Source organism: Actinacidiphila guanduensis (genome assembly GCF_900103985.1).
GTDB lineage: Bacteria > Actinomycetota > Actinomycetes > Streptomycetales > Streptomycetaceae > Actinacidiphila > Actinacidiphila guanduensis.
Genome location: NZ_FNIE01000002.1, coordinates 388,210 through 414,616, shown reverse-complemented (window position 1 = coordinate 414,616; position 26,407 = coordinate 388,210). Strand labels below are relative to the sequence as shown.

20 protein-coding genes are annotated in these 26,407 nt (G+C 73.8%); 8 read left to right on the top strand and 12 right to left on the bottom strand.

Annotation, left to right across the window (positions count from 1 at the left end; all coding sequences use genetic code 11):
- Window positions 1-9: 9 nt before the first annotated feature.
- From BLR33_RS05115 to BLR33_RS35030, 3 genes are read right to left on the bottom strand one after another with little or no spacing between them, the layout of a single operon-like run.
- On the bottom strand, window positions 10-1,047 hold the full coding sequence (locus BLR33_RS05115; protein WP_093783044.1) for a serine hydrolase domain-containing protein: 1,038 nt from the start codon (window positions 1,045-1,047) through the stop codon (window positions 10-12).
- Window positions 1,022-2,359 carry a UDP-N-acetylglucosamine 1-carboxyvinyltransferase gene (locus BLR33_RS05110; protein ID WP_176930130.1) on the bottom strand — a complete coding sequence of 446 codons (1,338 nt, stop codon included), beginning with the start codon at window positions 2,357-2,359 and terminating at the stop codon, window positions 1,022-1,024. Before BLR33_RS05110 ends, BLR33_RS05115 begins: the two co-directional genes overlap by 26 nt.
- Window positions 2,360-2,364: 5 nt before the next feature.
- On the bottom strand, window positions 2,365-3,081 hold the full coding sequence (locus BLR33_RS35030) for a GlgC family sugar phosphate nucleotidyltransferase (RefSeq protein WP_176930129.1): 717 nt from the start codon (window positions 3,079-3,081) through the stop codon (window positions 2,365-2,367).
- 248 nt (window positions 3,082-3,329) lie between these two features.
- Between BLR33_RS35030 and BLR33_RS05105 the strand changes: the two genes are divergently transcribed.
- Window positions 3,330-4,685, top strand: coding sequence for a helix-turn-helix domain-containing protein (locus tag BLR33_RS05105; protein WP_245771161.1), 1,356 nt, complete (start codon window positions 3,330-3,332; stop codon window positions 4,683-4,685).
- A 127-nt stretch (window positions 4,686-4,812) separates the two neighbouring features.
- Here BLR33_RS05105 and BLR33_RS05100 read toward each other — a convergent pair whose 3' ends face one another.
- The 4 genes from BLR33_RS05100 to BLR33_RS05085 form a co-directional block, all read right to left on the bottom strand.
- Complete coding sequence (locus tag BLR33_RS05100; RefSeq protein WP_093783042.1) at window positions 4,813-5,205, bottom strand: SCO5389 family protein; 393 nt, start codon at window positions 5,203-5,205, stop codon at window positions 4,813-4,815.
- A gap of 241 nt (window positions 5,206-5,446) precedes the next feature.
- Window positions 5,447-6,412: an ATP-binding protein gene (locus tag BLR33_RS05095; RefSeq protein WP_176930128.1), complete on the bottom strand. Its 966-nt coding sequence runs from the start codon at window positions 6,410-6,412 to the stop codon at window positions 5,447-5,449.
- A gap of 177 nt (window positions 6,413-6,589) precedes the next feature.
- A complete protein-coding gene (locus BLR33_RS05090; RefSeq protein ID WP_093783041.1) occupies window positions 6,590-8,143 on the bottom strand; it encodes an MFS transporter in 1,554 nt (517 codons plus the stop codon).
- 263 nt (window positions 8,144-8,406) lie between these two features.
- On the bottom strand, window positions 8,407-9,114 hold the full coding sequence (locus BLR33_RS05085; protein WP_093783040.1) for a TetR/AcrR family transcriptional regulator: 708 nt from the start codon (window positions 9,112-9,114) through the stop codon (window positions 8,407-8,409).
- A gap of 608 nt (window positions 9,115-9,722) precedes the next feature.
- Between BLR33_RS05085 and cobN the strand changes: the two genes are divergently transcribed.
- Window positions 9,723-13,469, top strand: a complete 3,747-nt coding sequence (gene cobN / locus BLR33_RS05080; protein ID WP_093783039.1) for a cobaltochelatase subunit CobN — start codon at window positions 9,723-9,725, stop codon at window positions 13,467-13,469.
- Between the two features lie 88 nt (window positions 13,470-13,557).
- On the top strand, window positions 13,558-14,511 hold the full coding sequence (locus BLR33_RS05075) for a D-2-hydroxyacid dehydrogenase family protein (RefSeq protein WP_218136612.1): 954 nt from the start codon (window positions 13,558-13,560) through the stop codon (window positions 14,509-14,511).
- On the opposite strand, the gene BLR33_RS05070 is transcribed toward BLR33_RS05075, so the two are convergent.
- From BLR33_RS05070 to BLR33_RS05060, 3 genes are all read right to left on the bottom strand, one after another.
- Window positions 14,504-15,061, bottom strand: coding sequence for a hypothetical protein (locus BLR33_RS05070; RefSeq protein WP_093783038.1), 558 nt, complete (start codon window positions 15,059-15,061; stop codon window positions 14,504-14,506). The genes BLR33_RS05075 and BLR33_RS05070 overlap by 8 nt on opposite strands.
- Before the next feature lie 231 nt (window positions 15,062-15,292).
- On the bottom strand, window positions 15,293-17,137 hold the full coding sequence (locus BLR33_RS05065; protein WP_093783037.1) for a discoidin domain-containing protein: 1,845 nt from the start codon (window positions 17,135-17,137) through the stop codon (window positions 15,293-15,295).
- Between the two features lie 406 nt (window positions 17,138-17,543).
- Window positions 17,544-18,188, bottom strand: coding sequence for an FMN-dependent NADH-azoreductase (locus BLR33_RS05060; RefSeq protein ID WP_093783036.1), 645 nt, complete (start codon window positions 18,186-18,188; stop codon window positions 17,544-17,546).
- An 88-nt stretch (window positions 18,189-18,276) separates the two neighbouring features.
- On the opposite strand from BLR33_RS05060, the gene BLR33_RS05055 reads away from it, so the two are divergent.
- Complete coding sequence (locus BLR33_RS05055) at window positions 18,277-18,822, top strand: MarR family winged helix-turn-helix transcriptional regulator (RefSeq protein WP_093783035.1); 546 nt, start codon at window positions 18,277-18,279, stop codon at window positions 18,820-18,822.
- Window positions 18,823-18,989: 167 nt separating this feature from the next.
- Window positions 18,990-20,138: a glutathione-independent formaldehyde dehydrogenase gene (locus tag BLR33_RS05050; RefSeq protein WP_093783034.1), complete on the top strand. Its 1,149-nt coding sequence runs from the start codon at window positions 18,990-18,992 to the stop codon at window positions 20,136-20,138.
- Between the two features lie 48 nt (window positions 20,139-20,186).
- Here the strand turns inward: BLR33_RS05050 and BLR33_RS05045 are convergent, their stop codons facing one another.
- Together BLR33_RS05045 and BLR33_RS05040 are read right to left on the bottom strand one after the other, a co-directional pair.
- Window positions 20,187-20,816, bottom strand: a complete 630-nt coding sequence (locus BLR33_RS05045) for an MBL fold metallo-hydrolase (RefSeq protein WP_093783033.1) — start codon at window positions 20,814-20,816, stop codon at window positions 20,187-20,189.
- Window positions 20,816-21,901 (bottom strand): S-(hydroxymethyl)mycothiol dehydrogenase, encoded by a 1,086-nt coding sequence (locus BLR33_RS05040; protein ID WP_093783032.1) that lies wholly within the window; start codon window positions 21,899-21,901, stop codon window positions 20,816-20,818. The genes BLR33_RS05045 and BLR33_RS05040 overlap by 1 nt, the downstream gene beginning before the upstream one ends.
- Before the next feature lie 308 nt (window positions 21,902-22,209).
- Between BLR33_RS05040 and BLR33_RS05035 the strand changes: the two genes are divergently transcribed.
- The 3 genes from BLR33_RS05035 to BLR33_RS05025 all read left to right on the top strand — a co-directional run bounded on the left by BLR33_RS05035 (window position 22,210) and on the right by BLR33_RS05025 (window position 26,400).
- A complete protein-coding gene (locus BLR33_RS05035; RefSeq protein WP_093783031.1) occupies window positions 22,210-24,063 on the top strand; it encodes a SpoIIE family protein phosphatase in 1,854 nt (617 codons plus the stop codon).
- A 377-nt stretch (window positions 24,064-24,440) separates the two neighbouring features.
- Window positions 24,441-25,754: a precorrin-3B synthase gene (gene cobG / locus BLR33_RS05030; RefSeq protein ID WP_245771160.1), complete on the top strand. Its 1,314-nt coding sequence runs from the start codon at window positions 24,441-24,443 to the stop codon at window positions 25,752-25,754.
- 19 nt (window positions 25,755-25,773) lie between these two features.
- Window positions 25,774-26,400, top strand: a complete 627-nt coding sequence (locus BLR33_RS05025) for a precorrin-8X methylmutase (RefSeq protein WP_093783029.1) — start codon at window positions 25,774-25,776, stop codon at window positions 26,398-26,400.
- The last annotated feature ends 7 nt before the right edge of the window (window positions 26,401-26,407 follow it).

Below are 26,407 nucleotides of genomic sequence, written 5' to 3'. Positions count from 1 at the left end.
CTCCCTTGATCACGTGGCGGAAATCGTCTTGAGTGCGAGTGCCCGCAGGGGAGCGATACGGGTGCGGGCGTTGCCGTGGTACACGGCGTTCGTGCAGATCACCAGGTACCGGCCGCTGTCCAGGGCGAGGTAGAGGCTGGTCCCGGTGAACCCGTGGTGGTAGGCGACACGCCCGCCGGCCGCGAGAATCCAGGACAGGCCGCGGTCCAGGCCCGGCTCGATGGCGGCCTGCGGAACGAGGCCGGCGCGCATCCACTCCCCCAGGTCGGCGTCGGTCGCGTCCGCGTGGGCGGTCAGCAGATGCCGGGCGTACCGGGCGAGGTCGCGCGGGGTGGCGAAGACCCCGGCATGACCGGCGACGCCACCGAGCAGAGCGGCGTTGTCGTCGTGCGCGGCACCCCAGATGCGTGGCGCGCCGGGGATGCGCTGCTCGGTCGGAGCGACCCGACCGGAGCGGCCGATGGGCCCGTACATCACTTCGGACATGCCGAGTTCGTCCCACACGGCCGCTGCCAACTCGTCGAGGGGCTGGTCGTGGATGTGCGCGAGGGCCAGGCCCAGCAGGATGTACCCGCGGTTGATGTAACGGTGGGTGCCAGGGGCGTCGTCCAGCGGTTCGCGGCACATCAGTTCGTGCAGGGGCAGTTCGGCGCCGCGGTAGTGGTCCAGGCGGGTGGAAGCGCGAAGTCCCGAGGTGTGGGCGAGGAGTTGGCGCACGGTCGCCTCGGCGCTGGGCAACTCGCCGTTCATCGCGGGCAGGAAGTCGCGGATGGGCCCGTCCAGGTCGAGCAGGCCGTCATGGATCGCGCGGCCGACCAGGGGCCAGGTCGCGACGACCTTGGTCAGCGAGGCGATGTCGTACACCGTGTGCCGTGTGGGTGCCACGGTGCCGCACTCCGGGGCGACGACACCGGCGCTGAGGTACTCCGGGGTGCCGTCCGCGGTGCCGAAGGCGATCACGCCCCCAGGGGTGGCGCCGTCGGCGACGACGGACTCGAGGGTCTCCATGAGGCGGGCGGCGTCATCGGCGGTGAACGGGATGGGCATCAGGGCCTCCGGGGACGGTGGTGATGTCGGCTCCCAGCGTGGCGAGGTTGGACAGCAGGTGTCCGTAGCCGCGCCGGAGGTGGTACAACCCCCGGATCGTAGAGGGGCCCTCGGCGGCGAGAGCGGCGATCAACAGGGCCGTCACCGCACGGATGTCCGACGCTTCGACATCTGCGCCGTGCAGCCGCACCGGCCCGCGGATACGGATCACCGCACCGGTGGTGGTGATGTCGGCGCCGAAGGAGCGCAGGCCCGCGGCGTGGCTGTCGCGGCGGGGATACACGCGCTCGCCGAGCAGCGAGGTGCCGTCCGCCTGGGTGAGCAAGGCGGCGAGTTGTGGTGCGGTGTCGGTGGGAAGGTCCGGGTGCGGACCTGTGGCGGCCTCGACGGCGGTCAGCGGTCCCCTTGATTGGCTTTGCACGCCGCCGTCGGGCGCGTCGCTCAGACCGATCCCGGCCGCGGTGAGGACGCGCACGAGCCCGCGGGGGAAGCCTGCGGCGGTGATGTTGTCGAGGTGGACGCGGCCGCCGGTCGCGGCAGCGGTCATGACCATGGTGGCCGCCTCGATCCGGTCCCCGGCCACAGCGAACCCGCCTCCGTCGATCCAGTCGCTGCCGGCCACGTGCAGGCCCTGGTCGTCGAAGTGGATGCGGACGCCGCGCTCGGAAAGGAAGCGCGCGGTCTCGGTGACTTCCGGCTCGATGGACGGGTGGGTGATCAGGCTGGCGCCGGTGGCGCGGGCGGCCAGCAGCATCGCCGTCACGGTCGCGCCCAGGCTCGGCCCGTACGGTGTGTCCACGTCCACGGTGAATGCCTTCACGCCGCGCGGTCCGCACCGCGCACGCATCCCGGCGCCGTCGGCGACGACCTCCGCACCTGCTGCCCGCATCGCGGCGACGTGCCGGTCGATCAGGCGGGGGCAGAACGCGTCCCCGCCGGGCCAGGGGAAGGCGACCTGTCCGGCGCGGGCGAGCACCGCGGCGGCCAGGACCACCGTCGTACGCACCCGGCGGCCGAGTTCGGCATGGACGACCGGCCAGGGGTCCCGGGGCGGGATGACATCGAACCGCCCGCCGGTGACCTCTACTCGGGCGCCGGTGTGGCGCAAGATCTGCGCGCACACCTGGGTGTCGATGATGTCCGGCGCCGCCGACAAGGTGACCGGCGAGTCGGCCAGGAGGGAGGCCGCATAGAGGTGGAGGGCGATGTTCTTGCTGCCCTGCACCGGGATGCGGCCGGAAAGCGGCCGCCCGCCGGTGACACGTACAAGGGCGGTGTCCACGGTGGCGTCGGATGGGGGATCGAGGGTCACGGCCGTCACCGCACGCGGGAGCCGGCCGGCAGGAAGCCGCCGATGTGGTCGCGGGGGTGGATGACGGTGCCGGGGCCGATCAGGGTCCCCGGGGAGAGCACGCTCCCGGCCGGCAGGACGACCTCGTCGCCGACGACTGCGCCGAACTTGGTCTGGCCGGTGGGGATGCGCTGCCCGTCGAGGGTGACGGTGATCTCCTCGATTGCCGGTTCGGCGACCGGCCCGCGGTCGCATCGCAGTCCGGTGGTGGAGCAGAAGGAGCCGATGTTGACCCGCCGGCCGATCACCGAGTCGCCGACGAAGCAGGGGTGCTTCGCGAAGACGTGCGAGGTCAGCAGGCTGCGGGTGATCTCGGCGCCGAACCCTATCCGGCAGCCCGGACCGATGACGCTGTGGTCGCGCACGAGCGCTCCCGCGGAGACGACGGAGCCCGTGCAGACGAGAACCGGGCCGATGACCCGTGCGCCCGCCTCGATCCGGGCCCCGGCCTGCACGATGACCTCACCCTGGAGCAGGGCCCCGTTCTCGACGACGCCTCGTCCGTCGCTCACGCCCGCGTTTCCGTGCGCGAGGTCGGTGGCCATCGCCTTCTTGAGTTCGAAAATGCTGGTGCAGCGCTCCAGCAGGCCGGTGACGTACGGGCCGAGGCATTCGCTGCTGAAGTAGTAGGCGGGCCTGAGACGGACATCGACCGCCGGCGTCATGGACGGGGTGACGTTCACGGAGTGCATGGGAGCCCCCGAAGTCGAAGCGGTCCGCCGATTGCGGACCGTCTGCCCAAGAAGGTCGCCGATGTCGACGGGCCGGCGGCAGGTGCGCTGTCCTGCTCTGCAAAGCCGTGTGCATCTCATGCAAACCGTCTGTCGACCGCGCAGTCCCAGGGTTACGGTCGAGGCGGCACTGCCTCCGCTACCGGCGGGAACGGGGTACCGATGCGGTCAACAAGGCACCAGCACGTCGCGAGGCGGTCGTGAAGCCCGGGGAGCTGATCCGGGAGACCCGGCAGGCCAAGGGCATGACCCTGGCCGAACTCGGCAAGCGGACCGGCTACTCCGCAGCGCAGGTTTCCCGCTACGAGCGCGGCATCTCGCCGATGACCGACATCGACGTACTGCGCCGCTTCGCCGACGCACTGGAGCTGCCGCCCCAGGCAGTCGGCCTCGCGCCGCCCGCACGTCGGCCTGAGGTTCGACACGGTCAGCGGATCGGCGCAACCGGCGCTTTCCCCCGGCTGCCCGCCCCTAGGCTGGGTGGATCCGGTGGGGAGGACGGTGAAGACCCGGTGCGCCGACGGAAGTTGCTCGCGGGCCTGGCGGCCACCGCCGCCTCGGCGGCCGGCACCCCTCTCCTCGGGAACGGAGCCGCACAGGCCGACGAGGCCCTGCTCGGAGAGCTGCTGGTCACCCGGCTGCGGGACGCCATGCTCGGCCTGGGCCCGGCCCCCATGATCCCGTCGGCGGAGAAACTCCCCGCCGACTTCGCCCACGCACTCGCCGACTTCGACGCCTGCCGGTACGCCTCCCTCGCCGTTCGCCTGCCGCGCCTGATTCGCGCCGGCCACGCGCTGACCGCCGCCGACGACGACTCCGCCCAGTACTCCCTCCTCGCCGAGACCTATCTGCTGGCCACGCGCATGCTCGTGAAACTCGACGAGCAGCAGCTCGGCTGGATGGCGGCCGACCGTGCACGGCAGCTCGCCGAGGCCGCCCAGGACCCCCTCGTCGTCGCCGAATCCGCTCGCCAGCTCGCCGTTTTGGCGAGGAAAGCAGGGTGGCGTTCCGAGGCGCTCTCGATCGCGCTGTCCGCCGCCGACCACCCCGACCTGCGCCGCGCCGGCCGTCCCGGGGCTGCCCTGCGCGGTCTTCTCGTGCAGAGCGCCAGCTACACCCTCGCGCGCGGAGGCGACCGGGACGGGATGCGAGAGCTCGCCGACGAGGCCGCGGCCATCGCCGAGGAACTCGGCGGTGGAACCCTCCTGCGCCACTACGGCGGCTTCAGCCCGCTCACCGTGGGACTGCACAGGATCAGTGCCGAGAACCACGCCGGGGACCCCCTGGCAGCACTCGCCGCGGCACGCTCGATCTCCCTCAAGGCGCTGCCCAGCGTCGAGCGGCGCTCCCGTGCCCTGGGCGACATCGCCGTCACCTACGACCGTCTCGGCCGCCGCGCGGACTGCGTCCGCACTCTGCTGGCCGCCGAACGGCTCGCTCCGCAGGAGACCCACGCGCGCCCGGCGACCAAGTCGCTCATCTCCGGTCTGCTGGTCTCCGGTCCCACGTCGATGGAACTGCGCGGCCTCGCCGCGCGCAGCGGCGTTCTCGCCTGACGCATCTCCTTCGCCCGCAGTGCAGCACTTGCGGTCGATGGCGTCAACTGCACGATCCCGAAGGCGCGCTGGCAGAGTCCGGCGGCTTCGGCAGGGCACGCACCATTCCTCCGGCGACGAGCGCGGCTCAGCAGTCCCGGAGCTCCGGGGACTGGTTGAGGATCTGGGCGCGGGGGGAGGTGAAGGTGCGGTAGGGGTCGCCGTGTTCGGTGCCGCGGGGGAAGACGGCGACCCGGTGGCAGTTCTGGAAGGCGAGCCGCACCCCGAAGTGGCGTTCCAGGCTGCCGCGGATCGAGTCGCTGGCGAGCGCGCGCAGCAACTGCCCGCGCTCGGCCTCGGAGGCGGGCGGCACGGTGTTGTCGGCGAAGGGCCCGGCGGTGGCCTCCAGGGTGCGGGTGAGGTCGGCGATCATCCGGTACGCGTACGGCAGCGAGGTGCGGACGGTCTCGACGAAGGCGGCTTCGTCGACCTCGCCCCGCTCGGCCTCGGCGAGCAGTTCGGGGGACACGTCGAGCGACATGGAAGGGCTCCGTTCGTGAGTGCGTGAGTGCGTGGGTGCGTGGGTTCGTGAGTGCGTGAGTGCCTGGCGGCGTGAATGGGTCTGGTTACGGCGGGAGTTGACCAGGTCCCGTACCAGGTAAGGGACTTGGCCACGGCTCCTGCCCGGCGCGGGAGTCGGCCACCGTCCGTACCGGCCACGGGAGTCGGCACCCGCACCGGGCGCCGTCCGTACCGGATACGGCAGTCGGCCGGGCGCCGGCTCAGGCGCGGGCCGCTTGCAGGGCCTGGGGGCCGTGCCGGAAGCCGGGGTCGATCTGGCGGCCGAGGTCCTCGCCGGTGGCGCGGTCGGCCCAGGCCAGGGCGTTGCGGCGGTGGAAGAGCACCGCGTGCTCCTGGAAGGCGGACCAGTCCTTGGTACGGGCGGCGACCACTTCGTGCAGGGTGCGCAGCGCCGCGGTGTTGGCGGGCTCCAGGTCGGCGAGCGGCGCCGTCCGGCCCCTTTCCAGGGCGCGCACGTACGGGGAGTGCTCCAGGCAGACCAGCAGGTCGTCGCCGACGTGCTCGCGCAGGAACGCGATGTCCTGCGGCCCCTCGACCTTGTTGCCGACCACGGCGAGCCGGATGCCGTAGTCGGCGGCGTACTCGCGGTACTGCCGGTACACGGAGACGCCCTTGCGGGTGGGCTCGGCGACCAGGAAGGTCTGGTCGAAGCGGGTGAACAGGCCGGAGGCGAAGGCGTCGGCTCCGGCGGTCATGTCGACCACGGCGTGGGAGCCGGGGCCGTCGACCAGGTGGTTCAGGTAGAGCTCCACGGCGCCGACCTTGGAGTGGTAGCAGGCCACCCCGAGGTCCTCGGCCTCGAAGCCGCCGGTGGCCAGCAGCACCACGCCGGCGACGGGCCGGCCGAGCGCGTGCACCGGGTCGTCGCCGGCGGGCTCCAGCAGGCGCGAGCCGCGGCCGGGCGGGGTGGTCTTCACCATGGCGGCGGCCGAGGCGATGAGCGGGTTGCCGCCCCGCAGGTACTCCTTGATCTCGGCGAGGTGGCCGCCGAGCGGGGGCACGGCCGCGGCCTCCTCCTCGTCCATCCCCAGGGCGACACCCAGGTGCTGGTTGATGTCGGCGTCCACAGCGACGACGGTGCTGCCCGCGGCAGCCAGGTGACGGGCGAAGAGTGCGGCCAGCGTGGTCTTCCCGCTGCCGCCCTTGCCCACGAACGCGATCTTCACGGCGATCCTTGTTGGAAATGACTTTCAGTGCAAACAGCTTCCCCGTCTGCTGACCTTGTGTCAAACCCCGTCACCCGCACGGCTCACGAACGCAGCCCCGGGAACGCGGAACGGCGACGGCGGGTGCCCCCTGGTGGGGGACCCGCCGTCGCCGTTCTGTGCGGTGAAGGCCCGCGGTCAGTGGGCGATGACCGGGATCTCCGGCTCGTCCTGGACGCTCGCGTCCTGGTCGCTGGAGGCGACCCGGGTGGAGCCCGGGCGGCCCGCGGTGACCGCGAAGAGGGCGATCAGCGAGGCGGCCGCCTCGATGGCCACGGCGACCCAGATGGCGTGGGTGTAGCCGTGCACCAAGCCCCGGGCCTGCAGCAGCTGGGCGCCGCCGGCCGTGGCCTTGTGAGAGGCCAGGTAGGTGGCCGTCGCGGAGGCGGCCAGCGTGTTCAGCAGCGCGGTGCCGATCGCGCCGCCCACCTGCTGCGAGGTGTTGACCATCGCCGAGGCGACACCCGCGTCACGCGGCTGCACACCCGAGGTGGCCAGCGCCATCGCCGGCATGAACGCGGTGCCCATGCCCAGGCCCAGCAGCACCAGGCCGGGCAGGATCACGCCCGGGTAGGACGCGCCGACCGACAGGCGGGTCAGCAGCAGCATCGCGACCGCGGCGACCGCGAAGCCCGGGGCCATCAGCGCCCGTGCGGGCAGCCGGGTGACCAGGCGCGCGCCGATCTGCGTGGAGCCGGTGACGAAGGCCGCGACCATCGGCAGGAACGCGAAGCCGGTCCTGATCGCCGAGTACCCCTGCACCACCTGCAGGTAGTACGTCATGAAGAGGAACACGCCGAACATGCCGATGATGGCCAGGCCCAGCGAGAGGTACGTGCCGCCGCGGTTGCGGTCGGCGACCACGCGCATCGGCAGCAGCGGCGCCTTGGTGCGCGACTCCACCAGCGCGAACGTGGCGAGCAGCACCACAGCGGCGACCAGCAGGCCGATCGTGGACACGGCGGACCAGCCACTGGTCTCCGCGCGGGTGAAGCCGTAGACCAGGGAGACCAGGCCGAGCGTGGAGAGGACCACGCCGGGCACGTCCAGCGGCGAGCGGTTGCGCCCGCCCTCGGGCTCGCGGATGACCAGCCAGGCGCCCAGCGCCGCGATCACCGCGAAGGGGATGTTGACGAAGAACGTCCAGCGCCAGTCGAGGTACTCGGTGAGCACACCGCCGAGCAGCAGGCCGACCGCGCCGCCGCCGCCCGCGATGGCGCCGAAGACGCCGAACGCCTTGGCCCGCTCCTTGGCGTCGGTGAACGTGGTGGCCAGCAGCGACAGCGCCGAGGGCGCGAGCATCGCGCCGAACAGGCCCTGGGCCGCGCGGGAGCTGAAGAGCATCGCCTCGTTCGCGGCGGCGCCGCCGAGCGCGGAGGCCAGCGCGAAGCCGGTCAGGCCGGTCACGAAGGCCCGCTTGCGGCCCCACAGGTCGGCCAGCCGGCCGCCGAAGAGCAGCAGGCCGCCGAACGCCAGCGCGTAGGCCGTGATGACCCACTGCTTGTTGGCGTCGGAGATGTGCAGGTCGTGCTGGGCGCTGGGCAGCGCGATGTTCACGATGGTCGCGTCGAGCACGACCATCAGCTGGGCCAGCGAGATGAACACCAGCGCTTTCCAGCGATTGGGATCAGGGAGTCCGCGAGCCGCAGGGCGGGACGCCGCGGACGTCTTCTTGGTGATGCTTCGGAACATGCGAATCCGCCTCGGGAGAGTGAAAAAGGCAAGGGGGAGCTGAGGAGTCGGCGTTCGGGGCGATACGGCGCGCCTGGGCACGCCGCGGCATTCCGCCGCCGGCGGGTCAAGGGGATTGCCGGTGCTGCCGGTTCGGCAGTGCGGGCAGAAAGGGTGCGGAGAGTGTGCGGAGTCGGCTGGGGACGTACGGGACGGGTGAATTCAGGGCCGGGGAAGATCCGCGGTCCGCTCCGGGCGTCGTCGGCCGGTGGCGGGCGCGGACTTCAGCTTCTGGCCGAGGTGCAGGGTGCCTCCGTGCGGCGCGGGCGGGACCCCGTGGGGGGCGCGTCCGGGCCGGGCAGTTCGGGTGCGTCGGTGGCGTGGACCGCTCGCAGGCCGTCCAGGAAGAGGTGGACGTGCCGGTGGGCGGCCGCGTCGATACCCGGGCAGTGGCTGCCGGGCAGTGGGCGGGTGAGCTGGGACAGCGCGATCATCAGGTCGTCGGTGCCGACCCCGGGGCGCAGCTGGCCGGCGGCCCGGGCGCGCTCCATGAGCGCGTCCAGCGCGCTCTGCAGCCGCTCGTGCTCGGCGCCCAGCGCCTCGCTGTGCGGGGCGTAGCCGCAGCTGACGACGCCGCACAGGGCGCCGACCCGCTCCTCCACCGCGGCGTGCGCGAAGGCGCACAGCGCGGTGAACGGGTCGCTCCCGCGGGCCGCCTCCTCGGCGTGGTCCGCGATGCGGACGATCACCGAGACCACGACGTCGTGGACGAGGGCGTGCCGGTCCGGGAAATGCCGGTACAGCGTGGCGTTGCCGATGCCGGCCCGGCGGGCGATCTCGTCGAGCGGGGCGTCGGGGCCGAACTCGACAAGGACCTCACGGGCCGCGGCGACGATGCGCTCGCGGTTGCGGAGCGCGTCCGCGCGGGTGCGGGGGGCACGCCGCGTGTCTTTGTTCCCGACGGTCTCGACGTTCTCGACGGTGACGGTCACGACGCACTCCTTTCCGGGCGGGTTCCTGGTGATGGCGCGGAACCGGATACCCGGTCCCCGCTTACGCTCACGGTTATGCAAACGGGGATGTGGTCCCCGGATATTTCATCGGCCGAGTGTGAGCTGCGCCATACGCTTTTTACGGTGGCCACTCGCCGTGGGGGTTCCCCGCCGCTCCCGGCCGCGGGCCCGCCTTGAGCTGTGCGCGCAGTTCCTCGCGCCCCTCGGGTTCCCGTCTGCCCCACCCCCGCCAGTTCCGGCCGCAGGCCGGTGGCCTCTTCCCGCGCAGTTCCCCGCGCCCCCAAGAAACGGCACCCCGCCGTAGGAGCTTCCCCCCGCTCCCGGCGGCAGGCCGGCCCTGGCTGGGCGCGCAGTTCCCCGCGCCCCTGGGTTGTACGGGGCTCGCCCTGCGCGCAAAGGGCAAGCTGTATAGGGGCGCGGGGAACTGCGCGACAAGCAGGCCACCGGCCTTGCGACGGCATCGGACCCCCGTGGGGCAGACGCGCACCCGAGGGGCGCGAGGAACTGCGCGACCAGCCACGATGGCGCGGCACCCGGCGGCGGACGGGAACCCAAGCGGCGAGTAGCCCCCACCTAGGATGAGCCGCATGGCGATCCTGCTGGTTTCCACCTCCGACACCGATCTGCTCAGTGCGCGCGCCGCAGGCGGCCCCGTGGGGTACCGCGTGGCGAACCCGGCGCGGACCGCCGCTGCGGAAGTGGCCGCCCTCGCGGAGGGCGCGGAGCTGGTGGTGGTGCGGCTGCTGGGCGGGCTGCGGGTGTGGGAGGACGGGCTCGCCGCGGTGCGGGCCACGGGCCTCCCCGTGGTCGTGCTGTCGGGCGAACAGGCCCCCGACGCCCAGCTGATGGCCGCCTCCACCGTCCCGATCGGCATCGCCGCGGAAGCGCACGCGTACCTCGCGCACGGCGGCCCCGCCAACCTCGACCAGCTCGCCCGCTTCCTCTGCGACACCGTGCTGCTCACCGGCCACGGCTTCGAACCGCCCGCCGCCGCGCCCTCGTGGGGCCCGCTCGAGCGCACCGCCTCGCGCGAGGTGGCCCAAGACGCCCCGGCCGTCGCGGTGTTGTACTACCGGGCGCACCACATGAGCGGCAACACCGCCTTCGTGGAGGCGTTGTGCGCGGCGATCGAGGAGGCCGGCGGGCGGGCGATGCCGTACTACGTTGCCTCCCTGCGCGCCCCTGAGCCGGGCCTGCTCGCCGAACTCGCCGCCGCCGACGCGGTGGTGACCACCGTGCTCGCCGCCGGCGGCACCCGGCCCGCCGACGCCTCGGCCGGCGGCGACGACGAGGCCTGGGACGCGGGCGCGCTCACCGGCCTCGACATACCCGTCCTGCAGGCGCTGTGCCTGACCGGCTCGCGCGCGGACTGGGCGGCGAGCGACGAGGGGGTCTCGCCGCTGGACGCCGCGAGCCAGATCGCGGTGCCGGAGTTCGACGGGCGGCTGATCACGGTGCCCTTCTCGTTCAAGGAGTTCGACGCCGAGGGGCTGCCCGCCTACGTCGCCGACCCCGAGCGGGCCGCCCGCGTCGCCGGCATCGCCGTACGCCACGCCCGGCTGCGGCACATCCCGCCGGAGCGCAAGCGGCTCGCCCTGGTGCTGTCGGCCTACCCGACCAAGCACTCCCGGATCGGCAACGCGGTCGGCCTGGACACCCCCGCGAGCGCCATGGCCCTCCTCGGCCGGCTGCGCGAGGCCGGCTACGACCTGGGCACCGAGCCGATCCCCGGCCTCGACACCGAGTACGGCACCGGGGACGACGCCGGGCAGGAGCCCGGGGGCGCCGCGGCAGCCGACGGCGAGGGCGCCGGCGGGACCGCCCACCCCGGCGACGCCCTGATCCGCGCCCTCATCGACGCCGGCGGCCACGACCAGGACTGGCTCACCGAGGAGCAGCTGGCCCGCAACCCGGTCCGGGTGCCCGCCGCCGACTACCGCCGCTGGTACGCCACCCTGCCCGCCGAGCTGCGCGAGGCCGTCGAGCGGCACTGGGGGGCGCCGCCCGGCGAGATGTTCGTGGACCGCAGCCGCAACCCGGAGGGCGACATCGTGCTGGCCGCGCTGCGGTACGGCAACCTGCTCGTCCTCATCCAGCCGCCGCGCGGCTTCGGCGAGAACCCGATCGCGATCTACCACGACCCCGACCTGCCGCCCTCGCACCACTATCTGGCCGCCTACCACTGGATAGCGGCGGACCGGGCCGACGGCGGCTTCGGCGCCGACGCGATGATCCACCTCGGCAAGCACGGCAATCTGGAGTGGCTGCCCGGCAAGAACGCGGGCCTGTCGGCCGCGTGCGGGCCCGACGCGGTGCTGGGCGACCTGCCGCTGATCTACCCCTTCCTGGTCAACGACCCGGGCGAGGGCACGCAGGCCAAGCGCCGCGCCCACGCCACGCTCGTGGACCACCTGGTGCCGCCGATGGCCCGCGCCGACTCCTACGGCGACATCGCGCGCCTGGAGCAGCTGATGGACGAGCACGCGCAGATCGCCGCCATGGACCCGGCGAAGCTGCCGGCGGTGCGCGCGCAGATCTGGACGCTGATCCAGGCCGCCCGGCTCGACCACGACCTGGGCCTTTCCGACCGGCCCGACGACGAGGGCTTCGACGACTTCCTGCTGCACGTCGACGGCTGGCTGTGCGAGATCAAGGACGCCCAGATCCGCGACGGGCTGCACGTCCTGGGCAGCGCGCCGGAGGGTGCCGCCCGCGTGGACCTGGTGCTGGCGATCCTGCGCGCCCGGCAGATCTGGGGCGGCACCTCGGCGCTGCCCGGCCTGCGCGAGGCGCTCGGCCTGGACGAGTCCGCGGCCACCCGCACCGCGGCCGACGACGCCGAGGCGCGGGCCCGCGCGCTGGTGCAGGCGATGGAGGACGCGGGCTGGCGGCCCGACGCGGTCCCCGGTGTGCTGGCCGCCCAGGGCCACGGCGAGGGCGGGCAGCTCGCCGTCGTACTGGACTTCGCCGCCCGCGAGGTCGTCCCGCGCCTGGCGGCCACCACCGCCGAGCTGGACCGCACCCTGCACGCGCTGGCCGGCGGCTTCGTCCCGGCCGGGCCCTCGGGCTCGCCGCTGCGCGGCCTGGTCAATGTGCTGCCGACCGGCCGCAACTTCTACTCGGTGGACCCCAAGGCGGTGCCCTCCCGGCTCGCCTGGGAGACCGGCCAGGCGCTCGCCGACTCGCTGCTGGCCCGCTACCGCGAGGACACCGGCGACTGGCCGGCCTCGGTGGGCCTGTCGCTGTGGGGCACCTCGGCGATGCGCACCGCGGGCGACGACATCGCCGAGGCGCTGGCGCTGCTGGGCGTGCGCCCGGTGTGGGACGACGCCTCCCGCCGCGTCACCGGTCTCGAGCCGGTGCCGCCGGCCGAGCTGGGCCGCCCTCGCATCGACGTCACCCTGCGCATCTCCGGCTTCTTCCGGGACGCCTTTCCGCACACCGTCGCGCTGCTCGACGACGCGGTCCGCCTGGTCGCGGGCCTGGACGAGCCCGATGAGGTCAACCACGTGCGAGCGCACGCCCGCGCGGACCTCGCCGAGCACGGCGACGAGCGGCGGGCCACCACCCGCATCTTCGGCTCCCGCCCGGGCACCTACGGGGCCGGGCTGCTGCAGCTGATCGACTCCCGGGACTGGCGCACCGACGCGGATCTCGCCGAGGTCTACACGGTGTGGGGCGGCTACGCCTACGGCCGCGGGCTCGACGGCCGCCCGGCGCGGGACGAGATGGAGACCGCCTACCGCCGGATCGCGGTCGCCGCGAAGAACACCGACACCCGCGAGCACGACATCGCCGACTCCGACGACTACTTCCAGTACCACGGCGGGATGGTGGCCGCCGTCCGCGCGCTGCGCGGCACCGCCCCGGCCGCCTACATCGGTGACTCGACCCGCCCGGAGACGGTGCGCACCCGCAGCCTGGTGGAGGAGACCTCCCGCGTCTTCCGGGCCCGCGTGGTCAACCCCCGCTGGATCGAGGCGATGCGCCGGCACGGCTACAAGGGCGCCTTCGAACTCGCCGCCACCGTGGACTACTTGTTCGGCTACGACGCGACCACCGGTGTCGTCGCCGACTGGATGTACGACCGGATCACCCAGAGCTACCTGCTCGACCCGGAGAACCGCGCCTTCCTGCAGTCCGCCAACCCCTGGGCGCTGCATGGCATCGCCGAGCGGCTGCTGGAGGCGCAGTCGCGCGGCATGTGGGCGGAGCCCGACCCGGCCGTCCTCGCCGAGCTGCGCCGGATCCTGCTGGACACCGAGGGCGAACTGGAGGGCGCGGCCGGCGAAGGCGACGACGGGGACGACGGGGACGACGCGGCCGGGGCGTGAGGCGGAGCGCGGAGCCGCACAAGGAGGACGCCTAGGATCGGCGCCCGGGGGCATCCGTGCCCGAACGAGGTTCACCGAGGGAGTTGCCGTGCCGATCCGGGTCGCCGTACTGGACGACTACCAGCAGGTCGCCGAGCGGACCGCCGACTGGGCCGGGCGACTGCCCGGCGCCGAGGTGGAGTTCTTCGCCGAGCACATTGCCGATCCCGACGCTCTGGTGGCCGCGCTCGCGCCCTTCGACGTGGTGGTGGCGATGCGGGAGCGCACCGCCTTCCCCGCCGGGGTGCTGGCCCGCCTGCCCCGGCTGCGGCTGCTGGTCACCACCGGGATGCGCAACGCGGCCATCGACATGGCGGCCGCCGCCGAGCACGGCGTACTGGTCTGCGGCACCGGCGCCTTCCCCTCCGGCACCGCGGAGCTGACCTGGGCGCTCATCCTGGGCCTGGTCCGCGGCACGGCCGCCGAGGACGCGCGGATCAGGGCCGGCGGCTGGCAGCAGACCGTGGCGCCCGACCTGGCTGGCGAGGTGCTCGGCGTGGTCGGCCTGGGCCGGCTCGGCGCGCGGGTGGCGGCGGTGGGCGCGGCCTTCGACATGGACGTCGTCGCCTGGAGCCCCCACCTCGACGACGAGCGGGCCGCCAAGAGCGGGGTGCGCCGGGTGGCCAAGGAGGAGCTGTTCGCCACCGCGAAGGTCGTCACGCTGCACATGGTGCTCTCCGAGCGCAGCCGCGGTCTGGTCGGGGCGGCCGAGTTGGGCGCGATGCGCGAGGACGCCTACCTCGTCAACACCTCGCGGTTCGGTCTGCTGGACGAGGACGCGCTGCGGCAGGCGATCGAGGCGGGCCGGCCCGCGGGAGTGGCGCTGGACGTGTTCGACCCCGAGCCGCTGCCCGCCGGCCACTGGCTGCGCAGCGCCCCGCGCACCCTGCTCACCCCGCACATGGGCTACGTGACGGAGAAGACGTACCGGGTCTTCTACACCGAGGCGGTGGAGGACATCGCGGCCTGGACGGCGGGCAGCCCGGTGCGGGTGGTCAGCTGATCCCGGCCGCCGACAGCAGCCGCCGGGCCTCGGCGGCGTCGATCCGCTCGGCCAGTTCGCGCAGCGCGGCCGCGTGCGGCAGCAGCCCGGCCGCGCGCGAGCGGCGGGCACCGGCGTCGACCTCGTGCCACAGGAACGGGTTGTCCAGCAGGACGGCGACCTCGACGGCCACCCGGTTGCCGAGCGCGTCCCGCAGCAGCAGGCGGCGGTCCACCCGGCCGTCGAAGACGGCGGCGACCAGCAGGTCGGTGCGCACCCGGTGGCCCCGGGCCAGGCCGCGCACCCGCAGCCAGCCGGTGCCCGCGGTGGTGCGCGGCGGCAGCAGCACACAGAGGAGCAGCGCGGCCAGGCCGGTCCAGGCCAGCGCCCGCCAGGCCGTCAGGGTGCCGTCCCAGCCGTCGAGGACGAGCGCCAGGGCGAGCACCGAGGCCGCGGCGGCGTAGGCGGTGTGCAGCCGGGCGGGCCAGCCGCGGTCGTGGGCGCGCACGGCCCGGCCCGCGTCCCCCGCGGGGGAACGCGGCACCGTGTCGGGGAAGTCGCCGCCTCGCATGTCTTCGACGCTAGGCACGGCCCCTTGGCGGCGGACCCGTCCTTGACGCCTCCCTGACGCGCGCCCGCCCCTTCCTGACGCGCCCTGTACGGCGGCGGGGAAGGGGCGGGGACGGAACATGCGGGGAGCCGTGCGGGCCGGTCCTGACAGCCCGGCCCGCACGGCTCGGTCGAAGGGGCCCCCGGCGCGGCGGGGCTGGTGCGCCCCTCCGGCCGGACAGCGCGGGCCGGATCAGCTGCCGTAGACCTGGAACTCCCAGAGGGAGTAGCCGTACTGCGTGGCGCGCTGCGTGCCGTACAGGCGTACGTAGCGGCCCGATCCGGTCACCGGCAGCGTCTGGTTGCCGCCGGTCCCGCTGGTGGTGGAGTAGACGGTGGTCCAGTTGGTGCCGTCGGTGGACGTCTGGATCTGGTACGCGGTGCCGTATGCCGTCTCCCAGTTGAGCTTCACCTGGCTGAGGGTGTGCACGGCGCCGAGGTCCACCTGCAGCCACTGCGGGTCGGAGAAGGCGCTCGACCAGCGGGTGCCCGGGTCGCCGTCCACAGCCATGGCCGCGGTGAAGGAGCCGTTCTCCGCGGAGGACGCGGTGGCGGTGTGGCCCTGCGAGAGCAGTGTGGAGCCGCCCGGGGGCGTGCTGCCGCCGGCCGGTGTGCCGTACAGCGCCAGTTCGTAGAGCGAGTCGCCGTACTGCGAGGCTCTGGAGGTGGCGTAGACGCGGACGTAGCGGCCGGTGGTGTTCAGCGCCGTGTCCTGCAGGTCCTGCGGGCTGTTGTTGTTGGTGTAGACCGTCGTCCAGTTCTGTCCGTCGGAGGACACCTGTAGCTGGTAGGCCGCCGCCGCGGCCGCCTCCCAGGTGAGGCTGGCGTGGGTGAGGTTGTACGACTGGCCGAGGTCGACCTGGAGCCACTGCGGGTCGGAGAAGCCGCTGGACCAGCGGCTGGTGATGTCGCCGTCCACCGCGTTGGACGCCGGGAACTGGGCGCTCTCGTTGGAGGACGAGGTGGCCGTCTTGCCCAGCGCGATGTTCGTGCCGGTGGTGCCGGCCGGCGCCTTGTTGTAGACGGCGACGTAGTCGATGTTCATCTGGCCGCCCGAGGCGGTCGCGGAGTTGGGGCCGCCGCCGAAGGCGGCCGGGAAGCCGCCGCCGATCGCCAGGTCGAAGATCACGTAGAAGCTGTGGTCGACCGCGTTGGCCCAGGTCGTGGCGTCCACCTGGTTGGAGTTGATGGTGAAGTACTGCTGCCCGTCCAGGTAGTAGCGCAGTTGCTCGGGCGAGGTGGAGCGGTCGATCTCCACGGCGTAGGTGTGGTAGCCGGTCTGGCAGCCGGAGCAGGCGTGCTCACCGCTGCCGATGCCGGTGGACTCGTTGCAGGGGCCGCCGGGGCTGACCCCGCAGTGCAGGGTGCCGAAGACGGAGCTGCGGGCGTTGATGTCCTCCATGATGTCGACCTCGCCGGAGCCCGGCCAGCCGACGCCGACCCGCAGCGGGGAGCCGAGCATCCAGAACGCGGGCCAGTAACCGGCGCCGTTGGCGGTGGTGAGGTTCGGCTGCTGGATCGAGGCCTGGACGCGCACCACGCCGCCCGGCCGCGCGCCGAAGCCGTCGGCCTGGGTCTCCACCCGGCCGGACGTCCAGCCGGAGTTGGGGTCGGTGCCGGAGTGCAGCGCCTTGAGCACCAGGTGGCCGTTGCCGTCGGTGTAGACGTTGCTGGTGCTGGTGGTCATGTCCTCGATCTCACCGGTGCCGAACGTCCAGCCGGCGCCGGCGTCGTAGCGCCAGGTGTCGGTGTTCAGACCGGTGTTGGCGGGCCCGCTGAAGTCGTCGCTCCACGTGGTGGTGAAGCCGGAGGGGGCGGCGGGCACGTCCGAGGGAGCGGCGGCCGCGTGGGCCGCGGCCGGGGCGGCGGGCGCGGCGTCGGCCGCCGGGCTGGCCGAGGCGGCCTGCGACCCGGCGAGCGCGAGCCCGGTGAACGTGGCGACGGCGGCCACCAGCGCGACCGCGGCCCGCCGGACCGGCAGCCGGTCGCGCGTTCGGCGCCGTTCCGAGGGCGGTACGCGCGTGTCTGTGCGGGACATGCGTACTCCTTCTGGAGCGTGGGGGGTTGATGTGGGGGGGGTGATATGGGGGGCGTTGTGGGGGTGGGGGGTCAGGGATCGTGACAGAGGGTCAGGGCGATGAAACAGCGTTCCACTGAGAGCGCTCTCAGGAGAATCGGCCCTCGCTCGGAGCCCTGTCAAGAGAACCGGCAACGTTTACGGAACCCCCACCCGCTCCGCCAACATCCAGTACCCGCCGCCGGGTTGCGCGACCCGACGACACCGCCGACCCGCTGGCGTCCCCGCCCCTGCCGGCCCCTCGCCGGCCACTGCCGCCCCACCGCGGCCCCACTGCCGGCCACCGGACCCCGCACCCTCCCCGGACACGCCCAAGGCCCCCCGGTGGCCGGGGGGCCTTGGTGCAGTGGCGCCGTGGCGGCGGGCGTTACGCCGGGACGCCGGCCTTCCAGCGGTTGTCGATGGCCTCCTCGGCCGCCTTCATGCTGGCGTCCGCGAGCGGGATCAGCTCGGACATCGCCGGGTTCACGTGCGCGAGGGTGAGCTCGGCGATGACGTAATCCGGCTCCAGACCGGTCAGGGCGAGGCCGTGCGGCAGCCACTGTTCGGCGTGGTCCCAGCCCTCACGCGGGGTGCCCGGGCCGTAACCGCCGCCGCGGGAGATGACGACCAGCAGCTCGCGGCCGCCGAGCAGCCCCTGCTGGGTGGCGCCGTCCACGGACAGGCCCGGGACGATCAGGTGGTCCACCCAGGTCTTCACGCTGCTGGGCGCGCCGAAGTTGTAGACCGGCAGGCCGAGCACGACCGCGTCCGCGGCCTTGACCTCGTTGATGATCTCCTCGCTCAGCGCGTAGGCGGCCGCCTGCTCGGGCGTGCGGGCCTCGGCCGGGGTGAGCCCGGCACCGGCGCTGGCGGGCGTCAGGTGCGGCAGCGGCTCGGCACCCAGGTCGCGGTAGGTGACGGTGCCGCCGGGGTGCGCGGCCTGCCAGGCCTGGCGCGCCCTGGCGGTCAGGCGCCGGCTGACAGAGCGCTCGCCCTGGATGCTCGAGTCGATGTGCAGCAGGTGAGGCATGGTGCGTAACCTTTCATAGATGGTTTGTGCAGCACCAACGATTTATAGCACGCCACCATTCCCGGTGGGCCGGGTATACGATGTGGGAATGTCCACCCTCCCGGTGCTGAACCAGCCGCCCAGGCGCTCCGGCGCGCTCCTGGACCAGCTGACGCGCCGGATGCGGCGGCGGGCCGAGTCCGTGCTGGCCCCGCTCGGACTGCGCACGCGCCACCTGGTCGCGCTCACCGTGCTGCGGGAGAACGGCGGCGGCGCCACCCAGCAGGCCCTGGCCGCCACCTTGCTGATCGACCGCGCCAACGTGGTCGGCCTGCTCAACGAGCTGGAGACCGAGGGCCTGGTCGAGCGCAAGCGCTCGGAGCTGGACCGGCGCCGCCACATCGTGGAGCTCACCTACGCCGGCACCCGCCGGCTCGCCGCCGCCGAGTTCGCCCTGGCCGCCGCCGAGGACGAGGTCCTGGCCGCGCTCGACGGCGAGCAGCGCGCCGCGCTCTACGACCTGCTGCACCAGGCCGTGGGCGGCTGCGCCCCGCTGGACGGCCGTGCCCCCGAGCACGAGCCCGGCACCTGCGCGGCTGCCGCCGCCGAGGGCTTCAGCGCCGACGACGACTGCGAGTCCGACTCCGACTGCTGAGCGTCGCGGGCCCGGCCCGGCCGGACGCGGCGGCCGGACTCGGCTTGAGACCGCTGCCGCCGGGGTGTGCACTGGAAGGGGGACGACGGCCCGGACGGTACGGCCAGACCCGTCCGCTCCGGCGCTGCCGCCGCTCATCCGCACCCTGCACAACGGAAGTGGTGACGATGAAGGCAGTCGTGTACGAGAAGCCTTTCGAGGTCAAGGTCACGGAAGTGGACGACCCGGGCATCCAGCACCCCAACGACGTGATCGTACGGGTCACGTCCACCGCGATCTGCGGCTCCGACCTGCACATGTACGAGGGCCGCACGGCAGCCGAGGCGGGCATCGTCTTCGGCCACGAGAACCTCGGCGTGATCGAGGAGGTCGGCTCCGGCGTCACCTCGCTGAAGGTCGGCGACCGGGTCGTCATGCCGTTCAACGTGGCCTGCGGCTTCTGCAAGAACTGTCTGGACGGCAAGACCGGCTTCTGCCTGACGGTGAACCCGGGCTTCGCCGGCGGCGCCTACGGCTACGTGGCCATGGGCCCCTACATGGGCGGCCAGGCCGAGCGGCTGCGGGTGCCCTTCGCGGACTTCAACTGCCTCAAGCTGCCGCACGGCGAGCAGTTCGAGACCGACTTCGTGCTGCTGGCGGACATCTTCCCGACCGGCTACCACGGCTGCGAGCTCGCCGAGGTCTCCCCCGGCGAGAGCGTCGCGGTCTACGGGGCAGGACCGGTGGGGCTGATGGCCGCGTACTCGGCGCTGCTGCGCGGCGCCGCCAAGGTGTTCGTCGTGGACCGGGTACCCGAGCGGCTCGCCAAGGCCGAGCAGATCGGGGCGATCCCGATCGACTTCACCAAGGGCGACCCGGCCGAGCAGATCCGCGACATGACCGACGGCGAGGGCACCGACAAGGGCGTGGACGCGGTCGGCTACCAGGCGCAGTCCGGCAAGACCGGCGAGGAGGAGCCCGCGGTGGTCCTCAACTCCCTGGTGGAGACGGTCCGCCCGACCGGCAAGCTCGGCATCCCCGGGCTCTACGTGCCCTCCGACCCGGGCGGCCCGGACGACCACGCCAAGCACGGCCAGCTGCTCGTCTCGATCGGCAGGATGTTCGAGAAGGGCCAGCGCATGGGCACCGGCCAGACGAACGTCAAGCGCTACAACCGCAAGCTGCGCGACCTGATCATCGCCGGCCGGGCCCGGCCCAGCTTCGTGGTCTCCCACGAACTGCCGCTGGACCAGGCGCCGATGGCGTACGAGAAGTTCGACAAGCGGGTCGAGGGCTTCACCAAGGTGGTGCTGCACCCGGAGCTGGTGGCCGCCTGACGGCTCCCCTCTCCGATCCCTGCCGATCGCCCGCGGCCGCGCGAGGAGTCAGTGGCCGCGGGCGATCCATTCCTCCAGGTGCGGCGCCTCCGCGCCGATCGTGGTGGTCTCGCCGTGCCCGGTGCGCACCACGGTCCGCGGCGGCAGGGTGAGCAGCCGGTCACGGATCGAGGCGACGATCGTCGGGAAGTCGCTGAAGGAGCGGCCGGTGGCGCCCGGGCCGCCGGCGAACAGGGTGTCGCCGGTGAAGACCGAGCCCAGGCCGGGCGCGTGCAGGCTGACCGCGCCCGGGGTGTGGCCGGGGGTGTGCAGCACGGTCAGCGTCTCGCCGGCCACCTCGATCGCCAGCCCGTCGGCCAGTTCGCCGTCGGGCGCCCGGTCGGGGTGGGTGAGCCGCCACAGCTCGGTGTCGGCCGGGTGCAGCAGCACCGGCGCCCCGGTGGCGTCGGCCAGCGCGGGCGCGGCGCCCACGTGGTCGTCGTGCGCGTGGGTGGCGACGATCGCCCGCAGCCGGCGGCCGGCCAGTGCCTGCTCGATCGCGTCGGCGTCGTGGGCGGCGTCCACGACCACGGCCTCCTGGTCGTCGCCGACGATCCACACGTTGTTGTCCACGTCCCAGGTGCCGCCGTCGAGCGAGAAGGTGCCCGAGGTGACCAGGAGTTCGACCCGGGCGCCCATCAGAACTCCACCACCGAGCGCAGCACCTCGCCGCGGGTCATCCGGCCGAACGCCTCCTCGACGTCGGTGAGCGGGATGGTCTCGCTGACGAAGGCGTCCAGGTCCAGGCGGCCCTGCAGGTAGAGGTCGATGAGCATCGGGAAGTCGCGCGAGGGCAGGCAGTCGCCGTACCAGGAGGACTTCAGGGCGCCGCCGCGGCTGAAGACGTCCAGCAGCGGCAGCTCCAGGCGCATCTCGGGGGTGGGCACCCCGACCAGCACCACCGTGCCGGCCAGGTCGCGGGCGTAGAACGCCTGCTCGTAGGTCTCCGGGCGGCCGACCGCCTCGATCACCACGTCGGCGCCGAAGCCGCCGGTCAGCTCGCGGACCGCCGCCACCGGGTCGCCGGCCCGCGCGTCCACGGTGTGGGTGGCGCCGAGCTGCCGGGCGGTGGCGAGCTTGCGCTCGTCGACGTCCACGGCGATGATCCGGGCCGCGCCGGCCAGGCGGGCGCCGAGCACGGCCGCGTTGCCGACCCCGCCGCAGCCGATCACGGCCACCGAGTCGCCGCGGCCCACCGAGCCGGTGTTCAGCGCGGCGCCCAGGCCCGCCATCACCCCGCAGCCCAGCAGGCCGGCCGCGGCGGGCGAGGCCGCCGGGTCCACCTTGGTGCACTGCCCGGCGGCCACCAGCGTCTTCTCCGCGAAGGCGCCGATGCCCAGCGCCGCGGTCAGCTCGGTGCCGTCGGCGAGCGTCATCTTCCGGGCCGCGTTGTGGGTGGCGAAGCAGTACCAGGGGCGGCCGCGCCGGCAGGCCCGGCACTGGCCGCACACCGCACGCCAGTTGAGGACGACGAAGTCGCCCGGCGCCACCTCGGTGACGCCCTCGCCGACGGACTCCACCACGCCCGCGGCCTCGTGACCGAGCAGGAACGGGAAGTCGTCGGTGATCCCGCCCTCGCGGTAGTGCAGGTCGGTGTGGCACACCCCGCACGCCTGGACCCGCACCACCGCCTCGCCCGGCCCGGGGTCGGGGACGACGATCGTCTCGATGCCCACCGGCCGGCCCTTGCCGCGGGCGACCACCCCGGAGACCTGCTGCGCCATAGACCCTGACCTCTTCCCTGCCGTCTGCGTGCTGTCCGTGTCCGGCCGCGTGCCGACCGTGTGCCATCCGCATGCCTTCGCATCCCGGCTGCATGCCGTCCGCGTTCCGGCTGCGTTCCGTCTGCCTGCTGCGGGACCCCCGCTCCCGCGTTGCCGCCGTGTTTCGTGCCGCTCCCACCTTGGAGGACGGCCCCGAACCGGTCCAGTATCCGGGGCGGACGGCTTTCTTCGCCGTCCACGCTGCGATCGGGCGGTCCGCCAGGCAGACTCGGTAACCGACAGTGCACCGATGGCAGGAGGTGGCCCCCATGGCGGACAGCCCGCTGCTGGCCGTGCACGGCATCTCCAAGCGGTTCGGGGCGGTCCAGGCGCTCAGCGACGTGGCCCTGTCGATCGGCGCCGGCGAGGCGGTCGGGCTGATCGGCAGCAATGGCGCGGGCAAGTCCACGCTGGCGAACACCATCGCCGGGGTGCACCGGCCGGACAGCGGCACCATCGAGTGGAAGGGCCGCCGGGTCGACATCCGCCGGCCGCGCGACGCCCAGCGGCTCGGCATCGCCACCGTCCACCAGAACCTCTCGCTGTGCGACAACCTCGACACCGTCGACAACCTCTACCTGGGCCGGCCGCTGCGCCGCTTCGGGATGATCGACTCGGTGGAGATGGAGAAGCGCTCCCGCGTGCTCCTGGAGGAGCTGGCGGTGGGCATCCCGAGCCTGCGCGCGCCGGTCGCCTCGCTGTCGGGCGCCCAGCGGCAGGCCGTGGCCATCGCCCGCGCGCTGATCGGCGAACCCGAGCTGGTGATCCTGGACGAGCCCACCGCCGCGCTCGGCCCGCGCCAGGTCGCCCAGGTGCTGGAGCTGGTGCAGCGGCTGCGCGAGCGGCAGCTCGGGGTGCTGCTGATCAGCCACGAGATGGACGAAGTGCGGGCGGTCTGCGACGAGATCGCGGTGCTGCGGGTCGGCCGCACCACCGGCGTCTTCGACCCCCGCTACACCACGCAGGAGCAGCTGGACGCGGCGATCACCGGCTCCCAGGAGATGGCCGTCAACCTCCAGCGCAGCCTGCTGCCGCACGGCCTGCCCGAGCAGGACGCGCTCGACGTCGCCTACCGCTACCTGCCCGCGTCGGCGGGGGTCGGCGGCGACTGGTTCGACGTGGTGCCGCTGCCCGGGGCGCGGGTCGCCCTCGTCGTCGGCGACGTCGTCGGGCACGGCATGCACGCGGCGGCCACCATGGGGCGGCTGCGCACCGCCGTGCACAACTTCTCGATGCTGGACCTGCCGCCCGAGGAGCTGCTGGCGCACCTGTCGGAGCTGGTCGGCCGGATCGACGCCGACGAGGCCGCGACCGGCGGGGCCGCGCCGATCGCCGGGGCGACCTGCCTGTACGCGATCTACGACCCGGTCGCGCGCAGCTGCCAGGTGGCCAGGGCCGGGCACCTGCCGCCGGGCCTGGTGCACCCCGACGGCGGCACCGAACTGCTCGACGTGCCCGCCGGGCCGCCGCTCGGGCTCGGCAGCCTGCCGTACGAGTCGGTGGAGCGCGAACTGCCCGAGGGCAGCAGCCTCGTGCTCTACACCGACGGGCTGGTGGAGGACCGCACCCGGGACATCGACGTCGGGCTCGACCTGCTGCTGACCGCGATCGGCGGGCCCGGGCGCGGCCCGGACGAGATCTGCGAGGCGGCGGTCGCCGCGATGCTGCCGCAGGTGCCGAAGGACGACATCGCGCTGCTGGTGGCCCGTACCCGGGGGCTGCCCGCGGACCGCGTCGCCCACTGGCAGGCGCCGGCCGACCCGGCGGCGGTCGCGACCGTGCGGGAGGCGGCCAACCGGCAGCTCGCCGACTGGCACCTGGAGGAGCTGGCCTTCACCACGGAGCTGATCCTCAGCGAGCTGGTCACCAACGCGATCCGGTACGCCTCCGGGCCGATCGACGTGCGGCTCCTGTGCGACCGCTCCCTGGTCTGCGAGGTCTCCGACGCGAGCAGCACCGCGCCGCACCTGCGGTACGCCGCGACCACCGACGAGGGGGGCCGCGGCCTCTTCCTGGTCGCCCAGCTCGCCGACCACTGGGGCACGCGGTACACCCCTTCGGGCAAGATCGTCTGGGCTTCCCTTGCGCTGAGCTTGAGGGGTTCCCCCCGGGGTGCCCCCTGACCCGGGTCCCGGGACCATCCGCCGTCCGATGGCTGGTCGCGCAGTTCCCCGCGCCCCTTTCGGGTTCCCGTCTGCCCCACGGGATTGTCTGCCGTCCAAAGGCCGGTGGCCTCCTCCCGCGCAGTTCCCCGCGCCCCTGAAAAACCTTGCCCTTCGCGCGCACAGCGAGCCCCGTACCACCCAGGGGTGCTGGGGGTACCCCCAGGCGAAGCTCTGGGGAGGAACTGCGCGACCGGCCAGAGGAGCCCTGCACGCGGCAACGGCGGCGAACCCCAACGGCGAGAAGCCGCCCCCGTAGCGCGCACGCGGAACCCGGCACCGTAAGGGAACCCTTGCGGCGAGGGGACCGTACGTGCGGCGGCCGTATGCTCGGCTGCATGGTCAAGGAGCAGGTGGTGGGCCCCCCGCACCCCCCGGAGGGCGACGCTTGTCCGGGCGCCCTGCGGCTGCACGCGGCCGATGACGGGGCGCTCGCGAGGGTGCGGGTGCCCGGCGGGTTCGTGGGAGCCGCGCAGGCGGCCGCGCTGGGAGCCGCCGCACAAGCGCTGGGGGACGGCGAACTCCACCTGACGTCACGGGGAAACGTCCAGCTGCGCGGCCTCGCACCCACGTGCGCGGCCGAGTTGGAGCGGCGGCTCGCGGCAGCGGACCTGCTGCCCTCGCGCACGCACGAGCGCGTACGGAACGTCGTGGCCTCACCGCTCACCGGCCTGGACGGCAACGGGTACGCCGATGTGCGGCCTTGGCTGCGGGAGTTGGACACCCTGCTGTGCGCGAGCAAGGAGGCCGCCGCTCTTTCCGGACGGTTCCTGTTCGCGCTGGACGACGGCCGCGGCGACGTGGCCGCGCTCGCCCCCGACATCACGCTGCGCGCTATCCCCGACGGCGGCGCCCTGCTCGTACTCGGCCGCCGCGCCCCCTTGCGGATATCCGCCGCCCAAGCGGCACCCGCGGCCCTCCTCGCCGCCGAGACCTTCCTGCGGGCGGCCGCGCCCACCGCCGCCTGGCGCGTCAAGGACCTCCCGGACGCGGGCGCGGCCCTCTCCACCGACCTCGCCCACCGGCTCAACGCGCCCACCACCGAGCCCCCTTCACAAACCGCACCCCCACCCCCGCCCGGCCCGATCCCCACCGGCCCCACCACCGCCCTCTGCGTCCTCGCCCCCCTCGGCCGCCTCACCCCGGCCCAGTGGCACGCGCTGACCTCCTTGGCCGAGCGCACCCCCGCCCGCGAGCTGCGGCTGACCCCCTGGCGCGGCGTCATCGTCCCCTCGGTACCGGCCGACCGGGCCCGAGCCGAGCTGGCCGCCCTCGCGGCGACCGGGCTCGCCACCGCCGCGGACTCGCCCTGGTTGGGCGTCACCGCCTGCACGGGCCGCCCCGGCTGCGCGAAGTCCCACGCCGATGTGCGCGCCGACGCGCGCGCGACCCTGCCCGTGGCCCCCGCGGCCCCCGTGACCCGCGCGGCCCCCGCCGGTCCTGCGACGGCCCTGCTCCCCGTCCACTGGTCCGGCTGCGCCCGCGGCTGCGGCCGCCCCCGCGGCGGCGAGCGGGTGGACGTCGTCGCGGAGCCCGGCGGCTACCGCGTGGACCTCGTCCGGCAGGGCCGGGTGCACGGCAGCGTACGGTCGGGGGGACCGGAACTCGCCGCCACCGTGGCGGCGGCGCGCCGCGGCGCGCTGAACGGGTGAGCAGAAGAGCGGGAGCACAGTGTTCGAGTACGAGAAGGACGGCGCGGCCATCTACCGGCGGTCCTTTGCCACCATCCGCGCCGAGGCGGACCTCGCGGACCTGCCCGCCGACGTGAGCCGCGTGGCGGTCCGGATGATCCACGCCTGCGGGATGGTCGACCTCGTCGCGGACCTGCGGTACACCCCCGGCGTGGTGGCCGCGGCCCGGGCCGCGCTCCTCGCGGGCGCGCCGATCCTGTGCGACGCCGCCATGGTCGCCAGCGGCGTCACCCGCCGCCGGCTGCCGGCGGGCAACGAGGTGGTGTGCACGCTCGCCGACCCCTCGGTGCCGGACCGCGCGAAGGCGCTCGGCACCACCCGCAGCGCCGCCGCCCTCGACCTGTGGGCGGACCGGCTGGAGGGCGCGGTGGTCGCGATCGGCAACGCGCCCACCGCCCTGTTCCGGCTGCTGGAGCTGATCGAGGCGGGCGCGCCCCGGCCGGCGGCGGTGATCGGCGTGCCGGTCGGCTTCGTCGGCGCCGCGGAGTCCAAGGACGCGCTGGCCGCGCACCCTTCGGGCCTGGAGCACCTGGTGGTCCGCGGCCGGCGCGGCGGCAGCGCCATGGCCGCGGCCGCGCTCAACGCCATCGCCAGCGAGGAGGAGTGAGCGGCGT